We start from the raw sequence: 24,635 nt of genomic DNA, 5'->3' as shown, positions 1-24,635 counted from the left end.
CGAAGGGGATCAAGGGACGGGGTGGTGGTGTGACGGACGTGCGTCCGCGTGCGTAGGGACGCCTTCCCGTGTGCGCCGCACGCAGTGGGAAAGCGCTTGCCTGCGAGTTGTTACAGTACGACAACCGTCGATGGCGCGGAAGGGGCTTCCCTGGTGGGTGCCGAAATCGGCCCCCACACCGTCACATGTTGTCGAGGACGAACGACCGCATGAGGGTGGCGCACTCGGCCGCGTGCGTCTCCAGCAGGAAGTGCCCGGCGTCGTAGACGTGCGCGTCCATGCGGTCGAGGACGCGGTGGTACGCGAGAACCTCGTCGACGTCGGCCCGTCGATGGCGCACCTTCTGCACCGCCCGCACCGCGCCGCCCCCGTCCCGCCCCGCGCGCACCCTCGCGCCCAGCGCACTCTCCTGCCCAGCGCACCCTCCCGCCCAGCGGCGGTTAAGAAGGGGCCCCTGCTATGCAGAATGCGTTAACAAGGTGCCCTTCCTTACAACGAGGCGCGGGCGGAGAAGGCGATGCTCGCCAGGAGGAAGCCGCCGTTGACCACCGTGAACGCCACGATCACCCAGAAGGTGAGGGCCGGGGCGAACGCCAGCACCAGGCCCGCCACGAAGATCACCGCGCCGTAGTCGCGGACCAGCTTCACCAGGCGCACCGGCAGGGAGGTCGAGGTGACCATGCTGGCCGCGTTCGGGCCGGACTGCATCACCGACGTCACCAGGTTGACCATCCAGGTGCCCGCGAAGAGGGCGACCAGCCAGGTCGGCGTCCCCGGACGCTGCGCCACCGCCGTGGCGGAGAGGGCGGCCACCAGGGCGATCTGGGCGGCCACGTCGCAGAGCACGTCGACCCGGGCGCCCGCCGCGCTGCCCGTCTTGGTCACCCGGGCGAGCTGCCCGTCGGCGCAGTCCAGCGAGTACGCCACCTGCCAGCCGACCAGCGCCGCCAGCCCGACCACCCACGCGGGGACGGTTCCGGCGGCCACCTCGTCGGCGAGCGCGACCACGGTCACCGAGGCGGCCAGCCCGAGCACCAGGTTGGCCAGCGTCAGCGCCGTGGGGCGCAGCCCGAGCCGCTGGGCGACCAGCGCGAACACCGCGCCCAGCCACTGGCTGACCGACTCGCTGAACAGGCCGCCGCCCCGGTTGACCCGGTGGAAGTCGGCTACGGACGGGCGGGCGGGATCAGCCAAGGTCGCGGAGTGCACCGGCGTAGTCTGCCAGCCGCTCCCGCGTCTCGGAAGCCGACATCGCCAGGTGCTCCAGGATGGTGTACCGGTCGGGGCGGGTGGCCGGCGCGAACTGCACCGCCTCGACGAACTGGTCGTCGGTGAGCCCCACCTCGGCCGGGAGCCGGGGCAGGTTGTGCCGGGACAGGCAGGCCGACATCTCCGCGAAGCGGCGTACGTCGCCGCGCAGGAACGTGCAGAACAGCGCGCCGAGGCCGGCCAGCTCGCCGTGCGAGGCGGTGCCGGGGAAGAGCGCGTCGATCGCGTGCATGATCTCGTGGCAGCCGCCGCTGGACGGGCGGGACGTGCCGCACACCGCCATCGCCAGCCCGCTGGAGATCAGCGCCTCGGCGAGCACGGTGACGAACGCGTCGTCGGTCATGTCGCCGGGGTGGGCGAGCACCGCCTCCGCCCCCATCCGGGCCAGCGACGCGGCCAGGCCGTCGACGGGCTCGCCGCGTACCTGGCGGGCCAGCTCCCAGTCGGCGAGCGCGCTGATGTTGCTCACCACGTCGCCGATGCCGGCCCGGTTGTGCCGCTCCGGCCCGGCCTCCACGAAGTCGAGGTCCACGATCACGGCGATCGGGATGTGCACCCCGTACGAGCCCTTGATGCCGCCGGTGATCAGCGACGCCACCGGGGAGGCGATGCCGTCGTTGGCCAGGCTCGTCGCCACGGTCACCATGGGCAGGCCGCGCCGGGTGGCCGCGTACTTGGCCACGTCGATCGTCTTGCCGCCGCCGATGCCCACCACCGCGTCGTACGACCGGGCGCGCAGCTTCCCGCCCAGGTCGTCGGCGGCCTCCAGGGTGCCCCCGGCGACGGTGAACACGTCGGCCGAGCGCAGCGACGGGCGGATCAGCTCGGCGATCTGCCCGCCCTGCCCCGGCCCGACCACCACGGCGACGTCCCCGCCGGAGGAGATCCGCCCGTCGGCCAGGATCGCCGCCAGGTCGGCCACCGCGCCCCGCCGCACGTCGATGTGCAGCGGGGTGAGGATCGTCCGGGCTAGTAGCGGCACGCGATCTCCCGCGCGCGGACCAGGTCGTCGTGGTTGTCGACCTCCACCCAGGAGACATCCCCGATCGGCGCGGCCCGCACCTCGCCGCCCCGCTCGGCGAACTCCTGGTAGCCGTCCTCGTAGTAGAGGTTCGGGTCGCGCCGCCAGGTCGCCTCCAGGGCGTCGGCGAGCGCGTCGGCCACCTGCGGCTCGATCAGCGTCGCGCCGATGTACTCCCCGTACGCCTCGCCCGGGTCCATCAGCTTGGTGATGCGGGTGAGCTGGCCGGCGGCGTCGAAGGTGGTCTTCATCTCCTCCTCGGCCAGCGTCTTGAGCGTGTCCACGGCGAGCAGGATGCCGGGCCCGCGCTCGGCCAGCAGGGTCCGCTCGACGCTCACCGGGTGCACGGTGTCGCCGTTGACCAGCAGCACGCCCTTGGCGAAGTGCTCCCGCGCCAGCCAGAGCGAGTACGCGTTGTTCCACTCCTCTGCCTTGTCGTTGTGCACGAGGGTGAGCGTGACGCCGTGCCGCTTCTCCAGCTCCGCCTGGCGGGTGACGACCGCGTCGGCGGCGTACCCGACGACGACCACCACGTCGGTGAGGCCGACCTCGGCGAGGTTGCGCAGCGCGATGTCCAGGATGGTGGTGTCACCGTCCACCGGCACCAGCGCCTTGGGCAGGGTGTCGGTGTACGGGCGCAGCCGACGCCCCGCACCGGCCGCGAGGACCATCCCGATCATGCAGTTGCCTCCCTGGTTCGACTCCGGGTCACCGGTGGAGGATAGCGCCGGGGCCGACCCCGCCCACCGCCAACCGGGGCGTCAGCCCGGCAGGGCGGACAGGTCCGCCAGCATCGTCAGCCGCTCCTCGGCGGTCAGCGCCGCGTACGGGCCGGCGGCCCGGCGGTCCGTCTCCAGCTCGATGGCCAGCCGCTCCGGGCCCGCCGGCAGTTCGCTGACGCTCAGCGCGGTGTGCCCCGCCGCCGTCCACGCCGCGGCGTGCGCGTCGGCCCGGTGGTAGCGCAGCGTGCCCAGCCGGTTGAGCAGCAGCACCCCCGGGGCGGTGCCGTCCGGCTCGTACGGCGGCGCGGTCACCGCGAACGCGTCGCCCAGCACGTCGGTCTCCTCCTCGGCGCTGACCAGCGCGTGCGCCAGCAGCCGGCCGAGGGTGTCGACCAGCCGGAGCACCCGCTCGTCGTGCCCGGCCCACAGTTCCTCGGTCACCTCGGCGTGCACCTGGAACAGCTCCGCCAGGAAGGCGAGGCCGCGCTCGGTGGCGCAGAGGCAGCCGTCGGGGCGGCGGTGCAGCATCCCGTACGCGACCTGCTTGTCCAGCGCCCGCTGGCAGGACGCCGGGTCCCGGTACCGGGTGACCGCGGCGAAGCCCGCCGGGTCGACCGTCCCGCCCGGCGCGGCCAGCCGGGTGCGGAACTCGACGAGGAAACCGGTGGCCGCCGGCCCGCCGTACCGCTGGCTGAGCTCCGCGCCGCCCCCGTCCCGCCCGGCGAGGATGCCGGCGGCGAAGACCCGGTCGACTGCCGGGGCGACCAGCCCGGCGAACCGGTGCGGCGGAAGCTCGACGTCGTCGCTCACAGACCGATCGAGCGCAGCGCCGCGAAGCCGTCCTCGGCGATCCGCCGGATCAGCCCGTCGTTGACGTCGCGGTGTTCGTCCAGCACGGCCAGGTCCCGCTCGGTCAGCCAGCGGAACTCGGTGTGCTTGCCCGCCTCCAGCCGGGGACGGGCCAGGTCGCCGTCGACCCGGACGAGGAAGTCGCTCTCGACGCGGGCCAGCCCGTCGTTGCCGGTCCACCGGTATTCGCCGACCGTGCCGAGGATGTGCGACACCGTCCAGCCGGTCTCCTCGGTGACCTCCCGGCGCAGCGTGTCCTCGATCTCCTCGCCCGGCTCCAGGTGGCCGCCGACGATGTCCCAGGTGTCGGGGAAGAGGACCCGCTGCGGGGACCGGCGCTGGAAGAAGAGGCGGCCGTCGTCGTCGACGATCAGCGCGCCGGCGCAGCGGAGAGGCTCGGTGGGCACGTCACGACAGTAGCGAGCCGGGGCCGTCAGGGCGATGCCCCGTACGGCCCCGGCTCGTCACCGCTGGCGTCGTGCTCGGGTCACGGCCCGAATCTCGCTCGGGTCACGGCCCGACGAAGACCGCCTTCGCCCGCCAGTCGATGCCGCTGAGGAGGCGGCTGCTGCGCAGCGTCCAGCTGCCCGACGGCGCGCCGTTGACCCAGCTGGCCGACGACAGGTTGCCCAGCAGCCGGCTGACCAGGTAGATCCGGTCGCCGGAGACGAAGACCCCGCCGGAGTCGGAGAAGCCGGTCGTGGCGGCGGTGAACTTGTCCGCCCCGACGGTGCCGCTGTCGGGGTTGAACCAACGCCAGTACAGGCCGTTCTGCCCGCTGAGCGTGTAGTAGAGCCGGCCCTTGGTGTAGAACATGCCGGTCACGCTGGCGATCTCCGGGTAGAAGCTCACCGTGTTGCCGGCGTACGTCTGGCCCTCCGGCCCGGAACCGGTCACCACCGTGTCCCACAGCTCGTCGTGGTACGGGTCGACCTTCGTCGGGGTGCCGAAGGTGGTGCCGTCGAACGTGCGCCGCCACAGCGCGCCGCTCATCCCGTAGAACAGGGTGCCGCCGACCCAGAAGGCGCTCTTCGCCGACGACCAGGCGGTGCCGTCGGTGTTGTCGACGGCCGTGGCCGCGCCGATCGCGCTCGTCCCGTCGTACGTCCGGCTCTGCACCGCGTTGACCGAGCCGCTGCTGAACCCGGCCAGGTAGACCTTGCCCGGCAGGGTGGCGGTGGCGGTGGAGTGCGGGGCGGCCCCGCCGCTGAGCGGGAAGAACGCGATCCTCCCCCGGCGGTACTGGAAGTTGCCGATGTATTCCTGGTCGGAGCCCAGCCAGATGCCCTCCGGGGTGACCAGCAGCTTCGCCACGCCGTAGCCGCGCGGGTGCCGGCCCGGGTTCCACGACAGCGGCAGGCCGTTGAGCGGGTCGAGCGCGGCGATGCTGGGCCGGGCCACCGCGCCCGCGAACGCCGAGTTGGTGGCGGAGGTGTTGTTGAGCCAGCGGAAGTGGCCGCCGACGTAGATCGCCTGCTCGGTGATGCCCACGGAGAGGAACGTGTCGCCGCCGGTGTAGGCGACCCAGGTCGGCTGGACCGACGTGCCGGTGGACGACGTCTCGAAGCGGGCCGCCGCGTCGCAGAGCGTCCCCGCGTACGGGGCGCCCGTGCTGACGATGACGAAGTAGCTGCCGTCGGGGGAGAAGCTGACGTCCCGCACGTACGAGTCGAACGACTTGTAGGAACAGCGCGGCTCGAACCGGTTGGTGTTCCACGACGACACGGTCGCGGCGGACGCGCCCAGGTCGAGCCGGACCACCTGGTCGTGCAGCACCCCGTCGGCCTTCTTGAAGTTGCCGATCACCACGAGCTGGGTGCCGTCGGGCGAGACGGCCAGCTTCTCGGGCCCGATGCCGGCGCTCGCACCGCTGACCCCGTCGTAGTTGTGGTGCTCGGTCAGCGAGGTGGTGAGGTAGTCGTCCACCACGCCGGTGACGGCGTCGAGCGAGGCCAGGCCGGCGCGCGGCTTCGTGGCGGCGGTGGTGAAGATGCCGCCGACGAGCAGCCGGTTGCCGACCTTGACGACGTCGTTGACCAGGCCGTTGAAGGCCAGGTTGGGGAAGCTGGTGACCACGCTGCCGTCGGCGAGGTTGAGCAGGGCCAGCTTGCGGCGGTTGGTGCCGTTGACGGTGTTGAACTTGCCGGCAAGGTAGACGGTGCCGGCGGTCGGGCCCGCGAGGATGTCGCTGACCTCGTTGTCGACCACCGGGGCGAACGCGGTGTCCACCTGGCCGGTGGCCTTGTCGAAGGCCAGCACGTAGTTGCGGGCGATCGTGACGTCCGAGTTGCGGTTCTTCACCTGCGTGAACGAGCCGCCGACGATGACCTTGTCGCCGGCGTCGTGGATGGCGAAGACGGTGCCGTCCACGATGTTCGGGGTGAGGGCGGAGGGGACCGCGCCGACCACGGTGGTGTGGTCGGGCGCCGCGGGGGCCGGGCCGGCGACGAGGATGCCGGAAACGGTCAGGGCGGCGGCGGTCAGGACCGCGAGAGGTCGGCGACCAAGCGCCGGGAAACGGGCCACGGGCAACTCCGGATGAACGGCGGAGATCGATGTGAGGTGCCTCCGTGCGAGCGGGCGAACCCGTTCGGTGACCGCCGGGCGCTGAGGCGGCGACCGGGGGACGGAAAGCTCGATGACACAATTGCGCACGGAAGGCGCGGCGTCTACCCCGGGTTGCGTCTTGTGGCCGACAACGCGGCGGCCGTTGCCGGGACAGCCGGTCGCGCCGGACGAAAAGACGAGGTCACTGGGTTCGTGGGCCGTGCGCCGGGGTGGGGGGCGGCGGCGCGGAGAACCACGGGTCGGCCGTCAGTTCCCGGAATGCGGCCAGGCCGTCCGGGTCGTCGTTGAAGGTGCTGTCGTACGCGGGCTTGGTCTGCTTAGCGGCGAAGTAGACGACCGCCTTGATCTGCGGGTGCCGCTTGATGTAGTCGCCGGCCTCGCGCAGCCACGCGCCGCGCTGCCCCGGCGAGCCCGGGTAGGTCACGCCGAACTCGCCGATCACAATCGGACGCGGATGCTGGGCGGCGAACGCCATGAACTTGTCCATCTGCGGGGCGAACCCCTCGAACCCCTTGCCCGGGTAGACGTCCGTGCAGAGCCAGTCGACCTGGTCGTCGCCCGGATAGTACGCGGCGGCGTCACGGGAGGAGTCGACGAACCCCTGCACGTGCGGGCACCAGACGAAGCCGGCGTTGGTCGCGCCGACCTCGGTGAAGATGCCCCGGATGCGCTTCCAGGCCGCCACGTAGTCCTCAGGCGAGTGGATGCTCTGTTGCAGGTTGGGCCGGTCCATCTCCCACCGCCAGCGCAGCAGCAGCGGCACCCCGAACTGCTTGATCTTTTCGGCCCGCTGCCGGATGAGCTGGTCGTAGACGCCGTCGCGGATCGACCGGGTGTCCGCGCCGGACCAGGAGATCATCTGGAGCTTCCCGGCGGCCTGGAAGGCGTGCTCGGTGGGGCCGGGGAAGTCGTCCTCCCACTCGTGGAACATGTGCGCCAGGTTCACGTTGCCCTGGGTCTGTGCGGCGAACGCGGCGAGCGCCTCGACCCGCCCCTCCGGGGTCTGCCAGTCCGGCTTCACCCACGCGCCCAGCCAGGCGCCCTTCGCGGGCAGCTCCGGGCCCCGGCCCGTGGTGGCCAGGTCGTCCGTCGTGCGGGGGGACACCGTCGGCGCGGCGCTGGACGGGGGCGGCACGAAGTCCGGGGCCTGCTCGGAGCAGGCCGTGACGGCCAACGCCGAGGCGAGCAGGAACGCCGCCGCCCTGTGGAACCGCTTCATCGTCTGCCGCACCTTCCCCATGCCGCCGACGTGCCCGGCGGTCGTTTCCGTGGCTGTGAGACCCGTGCCGGGCCTCAGCGTCGGCGGCCCCGGCGCAGGGCCCGCAACGCGTCGAGCTGGAGCACCCGCCGCAGCCGCCACGCACCGGAGAGATAGCCGGCGGTGCCGAGCACCGCGAGCACCGCGAGGGTGACCGGCCCGGAGTCGAGCACCGCGCGGGCGATCAACGCCGGCACGCCGAAGCACGCCACCGCGAGGCCGGCGGCGGCGAGCGTGCCCCGGCCGAACGGGTGCAGCCGGTACGCGTGGTGCAGCTGCGCCAGCGGCACCAGATTGGTGATCACGATGGACGCCGACCAGGCGACCGCCGCGCCCATGATGCCGAAGCGCGGGATGAGCAGCACGTTCAGCACCACGTTGACCAGGGTGCCGGCCAGCGCGTTGTAGAACGTCCAGGACGTGCGCCCGGCCATGTTGAGCACCGTGTCGACCATGCCGCAGCCGGTGGCCACCAGCATCGTCAGGGCCAGGAACACGGTCACCCGCGCCCCGGCGGAGTATCCCTCGCCGAACAGGTGCAGCATCGGCTCGGCGAACACCGCGAACAGCAGGTACGCCGGCCAGGCCAGCAGCACCAGCCAGCCCGTCGCGGCCTGGTAGAGCCGGCCCGCCGCGTCCCGGTCGTCGCGCACCAGGTGCTCGGCCAGCCGGTGCTGCACGGCGGTGGACAGCGCCTGCCCGGAGAGCTGCCCGAGGGCGAGGAACCGGGTGGCCGCCGTGTAGAGCGCCGCCTCGGACAGCCCGCGCAGCGCGCCCAGCAGCACGATGTCGAGCCGCTGCACCGCCATCTGGGCCAGCCCGCTCAGCGCCCGGGGCCCGCTGTAGCGCCAGTACGGCGCGAACTCCTCGCGCAGCGACACCGCCGGCACCTGCGCGCCCCGTTCGGCACGCCGTACCAGCCGGGCCAGCCACACCGTGGCGACCAGGCCGGCCGGCAGGTAGGGCGCGACCCAGGCCAGCGGCAGCGCCGTCGTCGCCGAGAGGCCGAGGACGGCGGCGAGCCCCACCCCGGCCACCTGCAACCCCGTGCGGCCGAGGCGTTCGATCAGCAGCAGCGGGCGCATCTTGCCGAAGCCCCGGCAGGCGGCCAGGGCGAAGTCGCACAGCGCGGCCACCGGCACGAAGACCAGCAGCACCCGCAGTGCGCGCACCGCACCGGGCACCGGCTCGTCGAACGTCAGCGCCACGATCCGGGGGGCCGCCCACCAGCCGGCCACCGCGATCAGCGTGCCGACCCCCAGCACCGGCAGCAGCCCCACCAGCACCGACGCGCGCAGCCGCTCCGGCTGGCCCAGGGTGCGGTAGCGGCTGATGAAGTAGACCGAGCCGACGCCGGTGCCCAGCCGCGCCGCCGCGTACGCGATCATGAAAGCGCTGGTGGCGGCGAAGAAGAGGCCCGCGTCGGACATGGACCAGCCGCGGGTGACGATGATGTTCAGGCCGAACCCGGCGACCGCCGCGACCGCCACCCCGAGCAGGTTCGCGACCCCGTGCCGCGCCGCGCCGCCCAGCTCGCCGGCGGCCGACCGGGCCGGGGCTACCGTCGCCACGACGGCACGCGTCCCCACCAGGTGCTCAACCGCTCGTCGTACGGGGCGAAGTGCTCCTCCAGGCGGGTCCGCAGCGCCGGATCCATGGGCGAGCGGGACCGCGCGTTGTGCTTGCCGAACGAGATGTCCGCCCAGTGCGGCAGGCCGAGGAAGTCGCACACCGCGTCGAACGCCGGCCGGGGCTCGGCGAAGAAGTCGTCCGCGTCGATCACGTGCAGCCGGTCCCGGCCGAAGATCGACTCCAGGCGTTCGAGCTGCTCCACGTACTGGCCCCGGGTCAGGTACGCGTTGTGCTGGAAGTGGTGGCTGTGTGCCGTCGGGTCGGCCAGCAGCCGCTCCCGTTCCCCGGCGATCCGCTCCTGCTCCAGCTCCAGGGCCCGCTCGAAGCCCTCCGTCTCGAAGCCCCGCGCCGCCTCGTGGGTGTGCGCCGAGTACGCCCGCTCCACCGGGTCGCGCAGCAGCACCAGCAGCCGCACCCCCGGCAGGTCCTTCGCGATCCGCTCCCCCGCGAGCGGGTGGAACATGTAGTACGGGCTCGACTCGCCGGTCACCCCGCGCACCCCGACCTGCTCGCGGACCGCCTCGGCCCGGCGCACCGTCGGGAAGTGCCCGAGATACCAGTCCATCCCCCGGTCGTAGCCGGTGTCGAAGTAGTGCACGCCCTTGTGGTAGACCGCCGGCAGCACCGCCGGATGCTGCGACAGGGTCTTGAACAGCGAGGTCGTGCCGCAGCGCTGGGCACCCACGATGAGGAAGTCGGGGGCGAGCCGCGACCCGGCGGTCCACCGGCCGTACGTCCGGCTCACCGACCGCACCGCGCGCCGCGCCTGTGCCTTGACCAGCGTCACTTCGCCACTCCTCCCGCACCCGGCCGTCCGGCCAGGTGTTCCTCCACCGCCGGCAGCAGCCAGGCGTCCACGTGTCCCAGCCGGGCCCCCGCCTCGGCCTGCCGGTCGCGCAGGTAGCGCGCCGCCAGCTCGACCAGGTAGAGCACGGCCACCAGGTCGGCGATCCCGGCCGGCTGGCCGAACGGGGTCAGCTCGTCGGCCGCCCCGGCGATCAGCCGCCCCGCCGCCGCCCGGGGCTCCACCCCGGCCCGGGTGATCGCCGTCTGCACCCGCCGGTGCAGGGCGTCGAACCCCAGCGGCACGTCGTCGGCGAACCGCTCCCAGTCCCACACCAGCACCCGGCCGTCGGCCAGGGCGGCGCTGTTGCCGCCGTTCCAGTCGCCGTGCCAGGCCCCCAGGCCCAGCACCGGGTCGACGCGGCGCACCTCGTCCAGCACCGCGCGCAGCCGGGCCGCCTCCGGCCGGTCCCCCAGCGCCGCCAGCTCGGCTCCGAGCCGCCGGTCGTGGGCGCTGCCCGCGTACGGGCGGTGGTCCACGCCGGCGCAGCGGCTCACCGCGACCATGGCGGCCCGCTCTGCCTCGGCGGCCGGCGCGGGCGCGGCCCGGGGCAGCCCCACCGGCAGGGCGCTCTGCACCAGCAGCGCGTGCCCGCCCCAGACGCCGTGGTGCAGCACCTCGGCCACCTGCACGCCGGGCACGGCGAGCGTCGCCAGCCGGGCCAGCGCCGCCGCCTCCGCCTCGACCAGGGCCCGGGTGAGCGGGTCGACGCCGAGCTTCGCGTACCCGATCGGGACGCCGGTGGCGTCGAGGAGCTGGACCACCGGCTTGCGGTTGGCCCGCGCCGGCCCGATGTGGATGCTCAGCAGCGCCGGGCGGCCCAGCACGGCGGCCAGGTGCGCGTCGAGCGCGCCGCCGCCCGCGTTGCCGCCCGGGTCGACGACCAGCCGGTCCCGGAACGCGAGCCGGCCCAGCCCGGTGCGGAACGCGGTGGCCAGCACCGCGCGGCGCAGCCGGGCCTTCGCGCTCTGCGCCTCCGTGGAGTGCCGCACCGCGCCCGCCGCCGCCCGCCGGGAACCGGCCGGCACCAGCAGCCGCGGCCGCGCGGCCGAGGGCACCACCGCGAAACCGGCCCGGCCGCCGCGCCGCAGCGCCGGTCGGGCCGGCGCCGGCCAGACCAGGCCGGCCAGCTCCGGCAGGTACGCGCCGCGCGCGTCGGCGCCGGGGGGAGGGGTGAGCATCAGCGGAACCGCCGTTCGGGCCGGGCACCCGGCGCGGCCGGCGCGGACGCGGCCTCGACGGCGGCGAGCCGGGCCTCGCGGCGCTCGGCGCGCAGGTGCAGGTCGTTGCGGGCGAGCAGCGCCACGCTGATCAGCCCGTACGCCAGGGTGGTGTTCAACGAGCCATAGAGGAACTGGAAGAACAGCATCAGGATCAGCACCAGGCTGCCGGCGATGCCGATCGGGGTGTTGTCGTGCCGGAACCGCCACAGGCACCACAGGAAGAACGCGCTGTAGCAGAACGCGCCCACCCAACCCTGGCCGGTCAGCAGGTTCCACACCTGCCCGTTGCTGCCCAGCTCCCGGTTGCCGCACTGCTTGCACTCGGCCGACTTGCCGATCGCGATCGACCGGTTGCTGCCGATCAGGGCACGGTTGCCCCCGTAACCCAGCACCGGCGAATGGTTGGCCGCCTCGACCGCGCCGCTGGACAGGGTGGCCCGGATGTCGTCGCTGTGGCCGTTGGCCATCCGCTCGTTGAGCAGGTCGCCCAGCGGGGAGGCCAGCACCGCCACCCCCATCAGCCCGCTCGCCAGCGCCAGCCCGACCAGCACCACGACCCGGCCGCGCAGCGCCAGCCGCACCGCGACGTACACCGCGCCGACCACCAGCCCGATCCACAGCCCCCGGTTGAGCGAGTAGACGATCGGGAAGACGGCGGCGACCACCACGAGGTAGCCGGTGAGCCGGCGCGGCCCCCGGCCGAGGACCACCCAGCCGACGATGAACCAGATCAGCAGGATCGCCATGTTCTCGCCCCAGGTGTTGGTGTATTCGAAGGGGGCGGCCGGGCGGGGCGAACTGGCTTCCCCGGCGAGCACCTCCTGCACCTGGGCGACCTCGACGTGCATCAGCCGGTTGACGAACGGTTCCTTGGCGATGGCGGCGGGCAGGATGTAGTTGAGCGGCGCGACGAACTTGAGCTGCGGGAACAGCGCGCCCACGTACCCGCCGATCACGGTGACCACGGCCATGAAGCCGAACAGCTTCACCAGCCGGCCCCGGGGCAGCTCCCGCTCGCTGAGGTTGAGGACGTAGAGCATCGTCACCGTCAGGGCGGTGTAGTTCATCACCCGGATGCCCCAGCCGATGAATCGGCCGGAGCCGCTCGGGGGGAGCGTGTTGGGCGCGGTGATGCCGAGCATCAGCCCCGAGAGCACCACCCAGGCCAGCAGGATCAGCCAGATCCCGAAGCCCGGCGGCACCTTCACGTTGCCGCGCCGGTAGAGCTGGAACGCCATCGGGATGGCGAGGATCGCGAAGATGAACGAGGGCAGGCCCAACGCCCACCACACCGGGTAGAGCACGAAGAGCGCGGTCACCGGCCAGGCGACGGGCAGCCGCAGCGACCAGCGCCGGGTTGGCTCCGGCGGGTGCTGCGCGGGGTGCTGCGGCGGGCCGGCCGGACGCCGTCCCGCCGGTGCCGGCTCCGGTGCCGGCCGGAGCGGGGCGGCCATGGTCATGTCACGCTGACCTTGGCGGTCTTCGGGGCGTAGATCACCCAGGCCGGGCCGGGCTGCGGCCGGACCTGGAAGCCGCCCTCGTCGGTGACGTTGCAGACCAGCTTCTGCCCCGGCTTGCTCCACTGCGCCTTGGCGCTGGACGGGCCGGAGACCACCAGCGCCGCCCCGGAGCCGTAGACGTTCGCCCCGGGCAGCGAGCGGGGGCTCGGCTTGCGCACGGTGAGCGTGCGGTATTCCATCGTGAGCACCACCACCGAGGCGACGCTCACCGTGACCTTGCCGATCCTGCCCCGCCACGACGCGCTGGCCGCGTCGTACGCCCAGGTCTGCGTGGGGTGCCCGGGGGCGGCGATCGTCAGCTTGCCGGCCGGGGCGACGCCCTGGCTGGCAAGCGGCGCGCCCGGGGTGGCGTGGTCGAGGACGGGGGTCGGCGCGGCGCCGCCCTTCGGGGCCGCCGCGCGCAGCGCGGCGGTCGACGCCTGACCCGACGGGAACGCCCCCTCGCGCTGCGTCGGGGTGACGCCCTTCAGTTCGGCGGCGGCGAACTGGTTGAGGAAGCCGGTCGGCCCGCCCGCGTAGCCGACGAAGGGGTGCAGCACGCCGACGGTGCGGATGTCCACGGGGCGGATCTCCGCGACCGGGCCCACCTTCGCGGCGTCCCGGGACTGGTAGACCGCCGTCAGGTGCAGGCTCTCCGACTCGGCGAACTCCTGGTAGACCACGTCGGCCTCGGCCAGCCCGACGGGGCTCGTGCCGGGCGTCACCCGCACCGGCACCACCACCGCCTGGCGGCCCGCGACCTCCTCGGCGACCGGCTTGCCCGACAGCGGCGCGGTCGGCAGGCTCGGGGTCGGGGTGGGCCGGGGGGCCGGTGAGCCCGGGTCGACCACGTTGGTGGCCCCGGGCGGCTGCTCCTCGGCGCAGCCCGCGCCGAACGCGGCGACCAGCGCCACCGAGAGCGTGCTGCCCAGGGCGCGCCGGCGGTTCACTCCCTGTCCTCGACCGGGTCGAGGGCCATCGAGTATCGGCCCGGGTCGACACCGTCGGAGTCCCGTGACGACCGGTAGACGGTGGACTTGCCCGGGGGTTTCGGCTGCGTCGTCGGCCGGGCCGGCGGGACGGGCGGCGGGCCCTGGACCGCCGGGGGCGGCGTCGGCCTGGCGGAGGCCTGCGGGCTGGCCGGCGGATGGGCGTCCCGGCCGCCGGCCGAGGGGCGGTGGTCCGGCCCACCAGCCGACGGGCGGTTGTCCCGGTTGCTGGTGGCGGGGCGGGGCAGGATCATCGTCGACTCGATGTTGGGCGGGCCGGCCTGCGGTGGCACCGGGTTGGGCCGTGGGCGGGGCGACGGCGGGCCGTCCCGCCGCGCCGCCGGGGCCGCGGGCGGGGCCGGGACGCGCTCGGCCAGCCGGGGGGCCAGCACCGCGCCGAGCACCGGCGCGTCGACCTGCTCGAACTGGTGGATCGCGGCGGTGATCTCGCTGCTGCGGGTCTGCCCGCCCTCGATCACCAGGATCACCCCGTCGACGTGCCGGGCCAGCGCCTGCGCCTCCACCGCCGCCGTCGGCTGGGCCGTCTCGATCAGCACGTGGTCGAAGCGGGCGGCCAGCTCGCCGAGGACCTCCAGCATCATGGCGACGGGCAGCTCCACCTCGGTGTCGAGGGCACCGGGGAACAGCACCCGCAACTGGCCGAGGCCGGGGGCCGGGGTCAGCGCGGTCAGCGCCGACACGTCGTGGCGCAGCACGTCGGCGAGGGTGTGCCGGGGCTTGATCCCGCCCAGCATCGTGGGCAGCGGGGAGTCCCGCTTGGTCGTCACCACCGCCACCTGCGCGCCCGTGCGGGCGTACGCGGCGGCGAGGTTGCCGACGACGAAGCCGGCCGCCGGGCCGGGCGAGGTGTCGGTGAGCAGCAGCTGACGGCCCCGGCCGGGCTGCGGCTCGGGCATGGTCGACAGCAGCACGTTGCGCAGCCGGCCCAGCTCGCGGGAGACCTCGTGGCCCGCCGGCAGGATGGTCAGCCCGGCCTGGCCGGTCGGCAGCTCCAGCAGCATCGGCACGCCGAGCCGGTCGGCGACGTCCCGGCCGCGCCGCACGCGGGTGTCGAGCCGGTCCAGCACCAGGGCGACCACGATGCCGAAGAGCAGCCCCGCGCCGAGGCCGCTGGCCAGGTTGAGGGTGGTGTTCGGGGAGCTGGGCTTCCGGGGCAGCGGCGCGTCGGAGATGATCTCGCCGGGGTCGAGGGCGGTGCTCAGCAGCGGGCTCAGCCGGCTGTTGAGGCTGGCGAGCTGGTTGGTCAGCACGTTGCGGTCGGCCTCGGCGCGGGCGCGCTCCACCGAGTTCGGCGGCGCGGCGGCGATCTTGCCGGCGACGGCGGCGAGCTGCTTGTTGGTCTCGGTGATCTGCTGCTTGAGCGCGGTGGTCTCGTTCTCCAGGGACCGGGTGGCCGTGGCCAGCCGCAGGTCGAGGTACGCCTGGGCGAAGGAGTGCGAGCCCGCCTGCGCCGCCTCGGGGCTGGCCGCCTCGAACGCGATCTGGAGCACCTGGCTGTTCGGCGGCACCGTCACCGACAGCGACCGGACCAGATCCTCGGCGGGGAGGTCGGTCTTCAGCAGGGCCTCAGCCCGCTCGGCGACCACCAGGGAGCGGACGACCTGCGCCTCGGTGTCAAGGTTGACCTTGGCGCCGGGGTTGGCGTCCGGGCCGACCTGGCGGACCAGCAGCGACGTGGTCGACACGTAGGTGCGGGTCTGCACCTGGCTGACCAGCATGCCGGCGCCCGCGCCGAGCAGCGCGGCCACCACGAGGATCCACCACCGGCGGCGTAGCCACTCGAGGTAGGTCATCAGGGTGGGGCCGTCTGAGTCGCGCAGATCGGCGTGGTGAGACGAGGGCATCGGGGTGTGTCGCTCCCTTTGGACCGGACCGGCCAGTCGTCCGTGACGGGCGGCGTCACGGCGGAAACCTGAGTCTCCCTGATCCGGGCGGTCAGGGGAAGCCGACGAAGCGTCGCTTTCCAGCAACGGCGTCGCAAGGGAGGATAGGCGGGTGCGGTTTTGCTACCACATCCAGAGCCACCGGTCGCCCGAGCAGCTGAACCGGCTGGTGCACGCGGTGAAGAAGTACAGTCCCGACAGCATTGTGCACGTCAGCCACGACGTGAACGGTGCCCCGCCGGACCTCGCCGAGCTGCGTTCGATGACCGACGTCGTCGTGCAGATGCACGAGGGTGGATACGGTGACTTCAGTCATGTCGACCGCTACATGGCCGCCGTCGACTGGCTGAACGACGAGGGGGTGCAGGTCGACTGGCTGGTGAACATCACCGGTCAGGACTACCCGCTGCGGCCCCTCGGCGAGTCCGAGGCGGAGCTGGTCGACTCGGGCGCCGACGGGTTCATGGAATATTGGGACGCCTTCGGGCCGGAGAGCCACTGGCCGCGCAGCCGCGTCCGCTCCCGCTACCACTTCCAGCACCGCCGGGTGCTGCCGCTCAGCCCCCGGGGCAAGAAGCTGCTCCGCCCGCTCCAGGCGGTCAACCGGGTGCAGCCCCTGGTGCGGGTGCACGTGTCGTACGGGCTGGCCCTCGGCCGCCGCGCCCGCACCCCGTTCGGCCCCGACCTGCGGCTGCACGGCGGGTCGGCGTTCTCCTCGCTGAGCTGGCCCGTGGTGGCCTACCTGCGGGACTACTTCGACCGGCGACCGGACGTGGTGGAATATTTCCGACACTGCCTCTCCCCGGTCGAGGCGGTCTTCCAGACGATCGTGTGCAGCGCCGACCGGTTCAACCTGGTGCCGGACTGCAAGCGCTACTTCGACTTCCGCAACAGCACCTTCAACCACCCCAAGTCGCTGACCGCCGAGGACCTGCCCCTCGCGCTGGCCAGCGGGGCGCACTTCGCCCGCAAGTTCGACTACGAGCGGGCCCCCGAGCTGATCGACACCCTCGACGCCCACCTGGCCGCCGCCGCGGCGGCGGCGTAAGGAAGGGCCCCCTGTTAACGCTTCCGGTATAGGAAGGGCCCCCTCCTAACACCCGCCAGCCGGCGCGCCGGGCCGCGCCGGCAGCCCACCTCACCTAGCGGTAGCCGTAGCGGCGGCGCAGCGGCCACGTCATCGCCCCGACCAGGCGGCGGGGCCCCGGGGCGTACTCGCGACGCCACTTCTCGTCCAGCGCCAGCGTGATCGGGCCGCTGCGCATCCGGATCCGGCCGCCGGCCACCGCGTGCGAGCCGGCCTGCTCGAACTCGTTGTCCCGCAGGAACTCCAGCGGGTCGACGACCCCGGTCACGTCGGCCGTCAGCGCCGCGATCCGGCCCAGCTCCCCGCGCGGGTCGCGGACCAGGTCCTCGTACCGGACGGTGACCCGGGGCACGCCCCGGCGGCCCAGCGCGGCGACCATCGCGTTGACGGTGACCCAGCGCCGGGCGGTCAGCCGCGCCGACCGCTGGTTCATCCGGCCCTTGGTCGAGGTGCCCTCGGGCAGCTCCACCACCTGGCTCCACGAGTACGCCACCCCGCGCGGGTCCCGCAGCACGTGCACCAGCCGCAGGTCGATCTGCGGGGCGCGGGCCAGGATGTACGCCAGCGAGGGGCGCTTGGTCGAGTCGACCACCACCCGGGCCCCGGACACCTCGGCCACCGCCCGGTAGAGCGGGGTCAGCAGCTCGACGTAGCGGTCCAGGTCCCGCCGGAAGGCCGTGGACATCCCCGGGTTCACGATCAGCGGGATCTTGGCGGTGGCGTCGACCCGGCTCTGCAGCGCCCGCACGTCGGCCACGTCGATCTGCGACCACCCGCCGTACGCCCGGCGGCCCACCTCGCCCCAGAACGGGCACGCGTCGAAGTGCTCGCCGCAGGCGCACCGGAAGTTGCGCTCGACGCCGGACTGCCAGAGGTAGAACAGCTCGCCGACGTCGCAGTGCCCGACGAACTGGCCGAGCATCAGGTCGAGCAGCGTGGAGCCGCTGCGCGGCATGCCGCAGACGTAGAGGACGGTGACCGGGTCGGGGGCCACCCCGTCGCCGGCACCCTGCGCTGCCTCGGCCGTCTGGTCGGTCATCCGCGATCCCCTCGCCCCCGGTGCTGTCAGCGGCAGTCTAGGTGCGCAACGGGGGAGCCCGGCATTGGCGGAAGGTCCTGCTGGCAACCATCCGACAGGCCGGATGATGGTGAACGCCACTTATGTTTCAGTTCCGGAGGCCGCTACATTGTGGCGGCGTCGCGCCGTCCGGTCGACCGCCCCCGGTGGGCGCGTCCCGGGGCGCGGTGGGCCCTCGGGAGGCGGGTGGACGTGGAGTCTGGTGAAGTCATGCTCGTCGGTTCCAGCGGCGGGCACCTCGCCCAACTGGTGGCGCTCGCACCGTGGTACCGCGACCGGGCCCGCTCCTGGGTGACCTTCGACACCCCGGACGCCCGTTCGCTGCTCGACGGCGAGGACGTCGTCTGGGCGCACCACCCGACCACCCGCAATCTGAAGAACCTGGCCCGCAACCTGTGGCTGGCCGTGCGGGTGTTCCGGGGGCGGGACGTCGCCGCGGTGGTCACCACCGGCGCCGGGGTCGCCCTGCCGTTCGTGATCGTGGCCCGGCTGCGCGGCATCCCCACGGTCTACATCGAGGTGTACGACCGGATCGACACCCCGACGCTGTCGGCCCGGCTGTGCCGGCCGTTCCTCTCGGCGATGCTCGTGCAGTGGGAGGAGCAGCGCCGGCTCTACCCGAAGGCGACCGTGGTGGGAAACCTGCTGTGAGCCTGCCCATCCCGCGCCAGCGCGGCAACTCCCCGGCCCCCCGCACGATCCTCGCCATGGTCGGCACGGACGTGCACCGCTTCGACCGGCTGGTCGACTGGCTGGAACGCTGGCACGCCGGCCGCGACGCCGCCGCGCCGGAGGTCCGCCTCGTCGTGCAGCACGGCCGCAGCCGCGCGCCCCGGCTGCCGGGCGGGGCGCCGTTCCTGGCCCACGACGAGCTCCAGCGGGCGATGACCGAGGCGGACCTGGTGGTCTGCCACGGCGGTCCCGCCACCATCACCGAGGCCCGTCGGCACGGGCACCTGCCGATCGTGGTGCCCCGGGACCCGACCCGCGACGAGCACGTCGACAACCACCAGCAGCTCTTCGCCCGCCGGCTCGGCGCGGCCGGGATGGTCAAGCTCGCCGAGGCCGAGGCCGACCTGGTCGAGGCGCTCGACAAGGGCGTGGCGGACCCGCTGACGTACGCCCTCGCGGCCGACCCGGACCGGCCCGACCCCCGGGTCGCCGCCGCCACCGAGGTCGGCCGGATCGTCGAGGACCTGGTCCGCGCCAGCCGGGCGCCGGGTCGGCGCAGGTGGTGGCGGTGAGCGCCCGGGTGCTCTTCGTCGGCGGGCTGGGGCGCAGCGGCTCGACCCTGCTGGAGCTGATCCTCGCCCAGCACCCCGACGTCTGCGCCGTCGGCGAGGTGGTGCACCTGTGGGAGCGGGCGCTCGGCGGCGACGAGCGGTGCGGCTGCGGCGAGCGGTTCACCGCCTGCGACTTCTGGCAGCGCGTCGGCGAGCACGCCTTCGGCGGCTGGTCGGCGGTCGACCGTGCCGAGGTGCTGGCGCTCAAGGACGCGGTGGACCGCACCCGGCACATCCCCCGGCTGGCCCGCGCCGAGCTGCCCGCCGCGCAACTCGACGAGGTGCGGCGCTACGCCGACCTCTACACCCGCATCTACGCCGCCGCGATGGCGGTGACCGGCGCGCGGCTGGTGGTGGACTCCAGCAAGCACGCGTCCACGGCGTTCGCGCTGCGCTGGGCCGACGACCTCGACCTGCGGGTGCTGCACCTGGTGCGGGACAGCCGGGCGGTGGCCTACTCGTGGGCCAAGCAGGTGCGCCGGCCCGAGGTGGTCGACGCCGAGGCGTACATGCCGACCTTCTCGCCGTTCACGGTGAGCAAGCTGTGGACGGCGCAGAACGCCGCGTTCCACCTGCTGGCCACCCGCGCGCCGGTGGTCCGGCTGCGCTACGAGGACTTCACCGCCGACCCGCGCGGCACGGTCGCCCGGCTGCGCCGCTTCGCCGGCCTGCCCGACGACCCCGAGGCGCTGCGGGTGCTCGACCCGTCGCCCGCGCCGCTGCGCCGGGCGCACAGCATCGCCGGGAACCCGCTGCGGTTCAACGCCGGCCCGCTGCGGGTCCGGCAGGACGACGCCTGGCGCACGGCCCTGCCGTCGCGCAGCCGGGTGGTGGTGAGCGCCGCGACGCTGCCCCTGCGTCTGCGGTACGGATACGTCGGCCTCGGCCGCCCGGGTTCCACGGAGGCACCATGACCGAGCCGGTTAACGACGCGGGCGCGACGGCCGAGTCGGGCGCGACGTACCCGTCGGTGACCGCCGTGGTCCCCACCCGGGACCGCCCCGAGCTGCTGCGCAAGGCCCTCGACGCGATCCTCGGCCAGGACTACCCGGGTCGGGTCGACGCGGTGGTCGTCTACGACCAGTCCGAGCCGGACCGGTCGCTGGCCGACGACCCCCGGATCACCGTGCTGGTCAACCAGCGCACCCCCGGCCTGGCCGGCAACCGCAACACGGGCATCCTGGCCGCCACCGGCGACCTGGTGGCGTTCTGCGACGACGACGACGAGTGGCTGCCCGGCAAGCTCGCCGCGCAGGTGGCGGCGCTCGCCGCCGCCGGCGACGGCGCGTTCGTGAGCTGCGGCATCCGCGTCGCCTACGACGGCCGCCAGGTCGACCGGGTGCTGCCCGTCGACCGGGTGCCGCTGGCCGCCCTGCTGCGCGACCGGCACACCGAGCTGCACCCGTCGACGTTCCTCATCCGCCGGGACGCGCTGCTCGACGGCATCGGGCTCGTCGACGAGGAGATCCCGGGCAGCTACGCGGAGGACTACGAGTTCCTGCTCCGGGCCGCCCGGCACGCCCCGCTGGTCAACCTGGCGCAGCCGTACGTGACGGTGCGCTGGCACAAGCAGTCCTACTTCGCCCAGCGCTGGGAGACCATCTCCGTGGCGTTGCAGTGGCTGCTCGGCCGCTATCCGGAGTTCGCCACCGTGCCGGCCGGCGAGGCCCGGGTCAGCGGGCAGATCGCGTTCGCCCAGGCGGCGCTGGGCAACCGGGGCGAGGCCGTGCGCTGGGCGCGGCGCACGCTGTCGCGCAACCCCCGGGAGCCGCGCGCGTACCTGGCCCTGGCCGTGGCCAGCCGGGCCGTCGACCCCGACCGCGTCCTGCGTACGCTGCACAAGCGCGGCCGGGGCATCTGAGCCTCGTCAGGAGGCGGCGCACCAGGCCCGCCACGCCTCGCGGCTCGGCGCGTCGAGCAGCCGGAAGTCGCCGCCGGCCACCTCGTAGTCGTAGTACGCCACCCACAGCGGGCGCTGCGCGTCGAGGTAGCGGCTCATCGACCGGATCCACGCGGCCCGGCCGGTGCCGCTGCTGTCGCCGGCGATGCGGACGCTGCCGGTCTCGGCGAGCCCCCACGGCTTGCCCAGCGCCTTCGACTTGTTGATCATCGGGGTGAAGACCTGCGCCGGGTCGGTGTACCTGTCGTACTTCCCGCCGCTGTTGTAGCAGTCCCAGCCGAGCACGTCGATCGCCTCGCCGCCCGGCCAGTAGTCGTCGAAGCTGCGCCGGGAGTTCGGGTTGAGCGTCCAGCACATCAGGATGAGCGTGGACCGCAGCCGGGCGTTGCCGGCCCGGTCGGCGAGGTCGGCGAGGCGCTTCCACGCGGACCGGTACTGGGCGGCCGTGTACGAGCCGCGCTCGATGTCGTCCTCCGGCTCGTGGAAGTAGGACCAGTAGACGTCGAGGTCCCGGGGCACGGAGCGGAACCAGGAGGTGAGCCGCGAGTCGTGCTTGCCGGCGGCCACCTCACCGGGCGGGGCCTTGAACGAGACGACCACCGTCCGGTCGGCGACGTCGGCGCGGGAGCCCGACCAGGACGGCGGCAGCCCCGGATAGAAGACCCGCACCATGCGCAGCGGGCCGTAGCTGCGGTCGGACCGGGCCAGCCCGGCGGCGAAGCTCTCCCCGTTCTGCAGGTAGATGCTCGCCCCCGGCAGCGTGTTCCGGCTGCCCGGGAAGCCACCCGAGGTGGTCCCGCCGCTGACGCTCGGGCTCGGCGAGCCCGACTTCGGGCCCGCGCCGAAGCCCTCGTTGCCGCCCGGCGTGGGGCGGCTGCCGGTGGCGGCCGGGCCGAGACCGGCCTTACCGCCGGTGGCGTCGGTGCCCGGTGGGGCCTGCCGGCCGGGCAGGTCCCCGTTGGTGGCGAGGGCGACCGTGGTGCCCAGCGCGAGCGCGCCGGCGGTCAGCGGCAGCAGCCACCAGCGGCCGAGCAGCAGCCGCCGTCGGCGACGGGGCGGGTCGGGCTCGGGCGGGGCGGGCGCGAGGGTGGGCGCGGCGGTGGGGCCGGTGCTCATGACCCTCCTCGGATCGGCGGTGCCGGAAGCGGGCGTCGTCAACGGTAGCGGTCGATGGCCGCGAGCAGGGACCCCGCGTGCTCCGGCCGGCACACCAGCAGGTCCGGAAGGCGCGGGTCGTCCCGGTTGTAGCGCAGCGGCGAGCCGTCGATCCGGGACGCGTGCATCCCCGCGCCGAGGGCCACGGCGACCGGGGCCGCCGAGTCCCACTCGTACTGGCCGCCAGCGTGCACGTACGCGTCGACCTCGCCGGTGACCACCGCGCAGACCTTCACCCCGGCCGAGCCCATCGGCACCGCCGTGGCGCCGATGCCCTCGACCAGCTCGCTGACGAACGCGGGCGGACGGCTGCGGCTCACCGCGATCCGCAGCGGCCCGTCGACGGCCGGCGCGGCCGGCACCCGGTTGCCGAGCACCAGCGGCGCGCCGTCGGGGCCGGTCCGGGCCGGCATGCCGACCGCGCCCGCGACCAGCGCGCCGTCCGGGCCGGCCGAACGCTGCCACAGCGCCACGTGCACCGCCCAGTCGTCGCGCCCGGACTCGGAGAACTCGCGGGTGCCGTCCAGCGGGTCGATGATCCACACCCGGTCGGCGGTGAGCCGGGTCGGCCGGTCCCCGGCGGACGGGTCGTCGGCCCAGGCCCGCCGGCTGTCCGCCTGCTCCTCGGAGAGCACCGCGTCGGCCGGACGCCACCGGGCCAGGGCCGTCGACATCAGGTCGTGGGAGACCTTGTCGCCGGCGTCCTTGAGCGCCTTCGCGTCGGCGAAGCCCTGCTCGGCGCGGAGCGCGGTCAGCGCCTCGCCGGCCTCGCCGGCCAGCCACTCGGCGAACGCCTGGTCGTCGAGCCGACCCGTACCGTCCTCGGTCACGTGAACCTCACCACTTCTTGAGTGCCACCGCCGGACCGTCCTGCGCCGTCCGGCGGACGCCATCCTTCGGCGGTCGCGCGGTCGCGGCCAGAGACCGGTCCGATAATCGACAACGAGTGTCGCGCACGTTCGGTGTCTCCCGCTTCGGCCGTTCGCCGCCCGTGTGCTGCCCGCATGTTGAACTTGGCGTGTATGCCGGTCGGAGCGCCCGGGCCAGGCCCTAGGCTCGTCCGCATGACCGCCGAGCAGCTGATCTCCTTCGCCCGTGGCGCTCCCTCGCTGGACATCGTCGATGTCGAGGGGCTCAAGGCCGCCGCCGTCCGCGCCTTCGACGCCGACCCCGCCGGGGTCACGGCGTACGGCACCTCCGTCGGGTACCCGCCCCTGCGGAAGTGGATCGCCGAGAAGCACGGCGTCGAGGCGGACCAGGTGCTCGTCACCAACGGCTCGCTCCAGGCCGACGCGTTCCTCTTCGACCACCTGGTCCGGCCCGGCGACACCGTCGTGGTGGAGCGCCCCACGTACGACCGGACGCTGCTCAACCTCCAGCGGATGGGCGGCGAGGTCCACGGCGTGACCGTCCAGCCCGACGGCCTGGACACCGCCGAGCTGCGCAAGCTGCTGGAGTCCGGGGTACGCCCCAAGCTCGCCCACGTCATCCCCAACTACCAGAACCCGGCGGGCGTCACGCTGTCGCTGGACAAGCGGCGGGAACTGCTCGACCTGGCCGCCGAGTACGGCTTCACCCTCTTCGAGGACGACCCGTACGCCGACATCCGGTTCCGGGGCGAGCCGCTGCCCTCGATGCTGTCGATGGACACCCGGGGCGTGGTGGTGCACGCCTCCAGCTTCACCAAGACGGTCTGCCCCGGCGTACGGGTCGGCTACCTGGTCGGGCCGGCGGACCTGATCGGCGACATCGCGAAGAAGGCCACCAGCCTCTACATCTCGCCGGGCATGGTGTCCGAGGCGATCGTGCACCAGTTCTGCGTCTCCGGCGACATCACCCGCTCGATCGAGAAGGTCAGCACCGCCCTCGGCGAGCGGGCCCGGGTGCTCGCCGAGTCGCTGCGCCGGCACATCCCCGAGGCGCGCTTCGTCGAGCCGGACGGCGGCTACTTCCTCTGGGTCGAGCTGCCCGAGGACGTGCTGGTCGACCGCCTCGCCCCGGCGGCGGCCGAGCGTGGCGTGGCGGTCGTCAAGGGCAGTGACTTCGTGGTCGACGGCGGGCAGCACGCGCTCCGGCTGGCCTTCTCGGCCGTCACCGCCGACCGGATCGACGAGGGCGTCCGCCGACTCGCGGAGGCGATGGCAGCCGTTCGGGGCTGACCTTCCTGTCAGTTTGGTCACAACACGGTGGTGTGGGCCGGGTGGGGTCTCCCCTCCGCCCGGTCCACGGCCCACAATGCTGCGAGCGCCGTTCACACCGGCCAGCCCGCCTGCCCCGACGTGGGCCGGGCGGCCCCGGCCGGCGGCGCGCGAGGCATCACCCCCGCCCCCAAGGGCGCCGGGTGGGCCGGGTCG

Annotated in this window: 23 protein-coding genes; 6 read left to right on the top strand and 17 right to left on the bottom strand. The window is 73.8% G+C overall.

Annotated features, from left to right (window positions below; translation table 11 throughout):
* Nucleotides 1-181 precede the first annotated feature (181 nt).
* The 14 genes from GA0070558_RS03745 to GA0070558_RS03680 form a co-directional block, all read right to left on the bottom strand.
* A complete protein-coding gene (locus GA0070558_RS03745) occupies nt 182-340 on the bottom strand; it encodes a hypothetical protein (RefSeq protein ID WP_256091752.1) in 159 nt (52 codons plus the stop codon).
* A gap of 149 nt (nt 341-489) precedes the next feature.
* Nucleotides 490-1,209, bottom strand: a complete 720-nt coding sequence (locus tag GA0070558_RS03740; RefSeq protein ID WP_091275766.1) for a CDP-alcohol phosphatidyltransferase family protein — start codon at nt 1,207-1,209, stop codon at nt 490-492.
* A complete protein-coding gene (locus GA0070558_RS03735; protein WP_091275763.1) occupies nt 1,187-2,251 on the bottom strand; it encodes an iron-containing alcohol dehydrogenase family protein in 1,065 nt (354 codons plus the stop codon). Before GA0070558_RS03735 ends, GA0070558_RS03740 begins: the two co-directional genes overlap by 23 nt.
* The gene (locus tag GA0070558_RS03730; protein ID WP_091275760.1) at nt 2,239-2,970 is read right to left on the bottom strand and encodes a phosphocholine cytidylyltransferase family protein; all 732 of its coding nucleotides are present in this window, start codon (nt 2,968-2,970) and stop codon (nt 2,239-2,241) included. The genes GA0070558_RS03735 and GA0070558_RS03730 overlap by 13 nt, the downstream gene beginning before the upstream one ends.
* An 81-nt stretch (nt 2,971-3,051) precedes the next feature.
* Nucleotides 3,052-3,822, bottom strand: coding sequence for a hypothetical protein (locus GA0070558_RS03725; RefSeq protein ID WP_091275757.1), 771 nt, complete (start codon nt 3,820-3,822; stop codon nt 3,052-3,054).
* Nucleotides 3,819-4,268: an NUDIX hydrolase gene (locus tag GA0070558_RS03720; RefSeq protein WP_176734092.1), complete on the bottom strand. Its 450-nt coding sequence runs from the start codon at nt 4,266-4,268 to the stop codon at nt 3,819-3,821. The genes GA0070558_RS03725 and GA0070558_RS03720 overlap by 4 nt, the downstream gene beginning before the upstream one ends.
* Before the next feature lie 103 nt (nt 4,269-4,371).
* Nucleotides 4,372-6,387, bottom strand: coding sequence for a delta-60 repeat domain-containing protein (locus tag GA0070558_RS03715; RefSeq protein WP_091275751.1), 2,016 nt, complete (start codon nt 6,385-6,387; stop codon nt 4,372-4,374).
* Nucleotides 6,388-6,610: 223 nt separating this feature from the next.
* Nucleotides 6,611-7,648, bottom strand: coding sequence for a glycoside hydrolase family 26 protein (locus tag GA0070558_RS03710; protein WP_228986413.1), 1,038 nt, complete (start codon nt 7,646-7,648; stop codon nt 6,611-6,613).
* A gap of 74 nt (nt 7,649-7,722) precedes the next feature.
* Nucleotides 7,723-9,258: a lipopolysaccharide biosynthesis protein gene (locus tag GA0070558_RS03705; protein WP_256091751.1), complete on the bottom strand. Its 1,536-nt coding sequence runs from the start codon at nt 9,256-9,258 to the stop codon at nt 7,723-7,725.
* The gene (locus GA0070558_RS03700; RefSeq protein WP_077935237.1) at nt 9,246-10,106 is read right to left on the bottom strand and encodes a sulfotransferase domain-containing protein; all 861 of its coding nucleotides are present in this window, start codon (nt 10,104-10,106) and stop codon (nt 9,246-9,248) included. Before GA0070558_RS03700 ends, GA0070558_RS03705 begins: the two co-directional genes overlap by 13 nt.
* Complete coding sequence (locus GA0070558_RS03695) at nt 10,103-11,344, bottom strand: amino acid adenylation domain-containing protein (protein WP_256091750.1); 1,242 nt, start codon at nt 11,342-11,344, stop codon at nt 10,103-10,105. Before GA0070558_RS03695 ends, GA0070558_RS03700 begins: the two co-directional genes overlap by 4 nt.
* Complete coding sequence (locus GA0070558_RS03690) at nt 11,344-12,846, bottom strand: O-antigen ligase family protein (protein WP_176734091.1); 1,503 nt, start codon at nt 12,844-12,846, stop codon at nt 11,344-11,346. The genes GA0070558_RS03695 and GA0070558_RS03690 overlap by 1 nt, the downstream gene beginning before the upstream one ends.
* Complete coding sequence (locus GA0070558_RS03685) at nt 12,843-13,835, bottom strand: DUF3048 domain-containing protein (protein ID WP_091275748.1); 993 nt, start codon at nt 13,833-13,835, stop codon at nt 12,843-12,845. Before GA0070558_RS03685 ends, GA0070558_RS03690 begins: the two co-directional genes overlap by 4 nt.
* Complete coding sequence (locus tag GA0070558_RS03680; RefSeq protein ID WP_256091749.1) at nt 13,832-15,688, bottom strand: lipopolysaccharide biosynthesis protein; 1,857 nt, start codon at nt 15,686-15,688, stop codon at nt 13,832-13,834. The genes GA0070558_RS03685 and GA0070558_RS03680 overlap by 4 nt, the downstream gene beginning before the upstream one ends.
* Before the next feature lie 202 nt (nt 15,689-15,890).
* Between GA0070558_RS03680 and GA0070558_RS03675 the strand changes: the two genes are divergently transcribed.
* Complete coding sequence (locus GA0070558_RS03675) at nt 15,891-16,826, top strand: core-2/I-branching beta-1,6-N-acetylglucosaminyltransferase family protein (protein WP_091275742.1); 936 nt, start codon at nt 15,891-15,893, stop codon at nt 16,824-16,826.
* Between the two features lie 94 nt (nt 16,827-16,920).
* On the opposite strand, the gene GA0070558_RS03670 is transcribed toward GA0070558_RS03675, so the two are convergent.
* Nucleotides 16,921-17,904, bottom strand: a complete 984-nt coding sequence (locus GA0070558_RS03670; RefSeq protein WP_077935232.1) for a sulfotransferase family protein — start codon at nt 17,902-17,904, stop codon at nt 16,921-16,923.
* A gap of 249 nt (nt 17,905-18,153) precedes the next feature.
* On the opposite strand from GA0070558_RS03670, the gene GA0070558_RS03665 reads away from it, so the two are divergent.
* The 4 genes from GA0070558_RS03665 to GA0070558_RS03650 are packed head-to-tail and all read left to right on the top strand — an operon-like array spanning nt 18,154 to nt 21,087.
* A complete protein-coding gene (locus GA0070558_RS03665; RefSeq protein ID WP_074479025.1) occupies nt 18,154-18,594 on the top strand; it encodes a glycosyltransferase family 28 protein in 441 nt (146 codons plus the stop codon).
* A gap of 56 nt (nt 18,595-18,650) precedes the next feature.
* Nucleotides 18,651-19,187 (top strand): glycosyltransferase, encoded by a 537-nt coding sequence (locus GA0070558_RS03660; RefSeq protein WP_077935244.1) that lies wholly within the window; start codon nt 18,651-18,653, stop codon nt 19,185-19,187.
* Complete coding sequence (locus tag GA0070558_RS03655) at nt 19,175-20,140, top strand: sulfotransferase family protein (protein WP_077935230.1); 966 nt, start codon at nt 19,175-19,177, stop codon at nt 20,138-20,140. Before GA0070558_RS03660 ends, GA0070558_RS03655 begins: the two co-directional genes overlap by 13 nt.
* Nucleotides 20,137-21,087, top strand: coding sequence for a glycosyltransferase family 2 protein (locus GA0070558_RS03650; RefSeq protein WP_091275740.1), 951 nt, complete (start codon nt 20,137-20,139; stop codon nt 21,085-21,087). Before GA0070558_RS03655 ends, GA0070558_RS03650 begins: the two co-directional genes overlap by 4 nt.
* Before the next feature lie 6 nt (nt 21,088-21,093).
* On the opposite strand, the gene GA0070558_RS03645 is transcribed toward GA0070558_RS03650, so the two are convergent.
* Together GA0070558_RS03645 and GA0070558_RS03640 are read right to left on the bottom strand one after the other, a co-directional pair.
* On the bottom strand, nt 21,094-22,242 hold the full coding sequence (locus GA0070558_RS03645) for a glycoside hydrolase family 26 protein (protein ID WP_091275737.1): 1,149 nt from the start codon (nt 22,240-22,242) through the stop codon (nt 21,094-21,096).
* Between the two features lie 38 nt (nt 22,243-22,280).
* Complete coding sequence (locus tag GA0070558_RS03640) at nt 22,281-23,111, bottom strand: 3'(2'),5'-bisphosphate nucleotidase CysQ (protein ID WP_091276211.1); 831 nt, start codon at nt 23,109-23,111, stop codon at nt 22,281-22,283.
* 234 nt (nt 23,112-23,345) lie between these two features.
* Here GA0070558_RS03640 and GA0070558_RS03635 point away from each other — a divergent pair, with 234 nt between their 5' ends.
* Entirely contained in the window at nt 23,346-24,440 is a 1,095-nt protein-coding gene (locus GA0070558_RS03635; protein ID WP_077935227.1) for an aminotransferase-like domain-containing protein, read from the top strand.
* Nucleotides 24,441-24,635: the final 195 nt, after the last annotated feature.

It is taken from the genome of Micromonospora haikouensis, assembly GCF_900091595.1.
Taxonomy (GTDB): domain Bacteria; phylum Actinomycetota; class Actinomycetes; order Mycobacteriales; family Micromonosporaceae; genus Micromonospora; species Micromonospora haikouensis.
The sequence above is the reverse complement of the archived record's forward strand: the minus strand, read 5'-3'. Positions and strand labels throughout refer to the sequence as shown.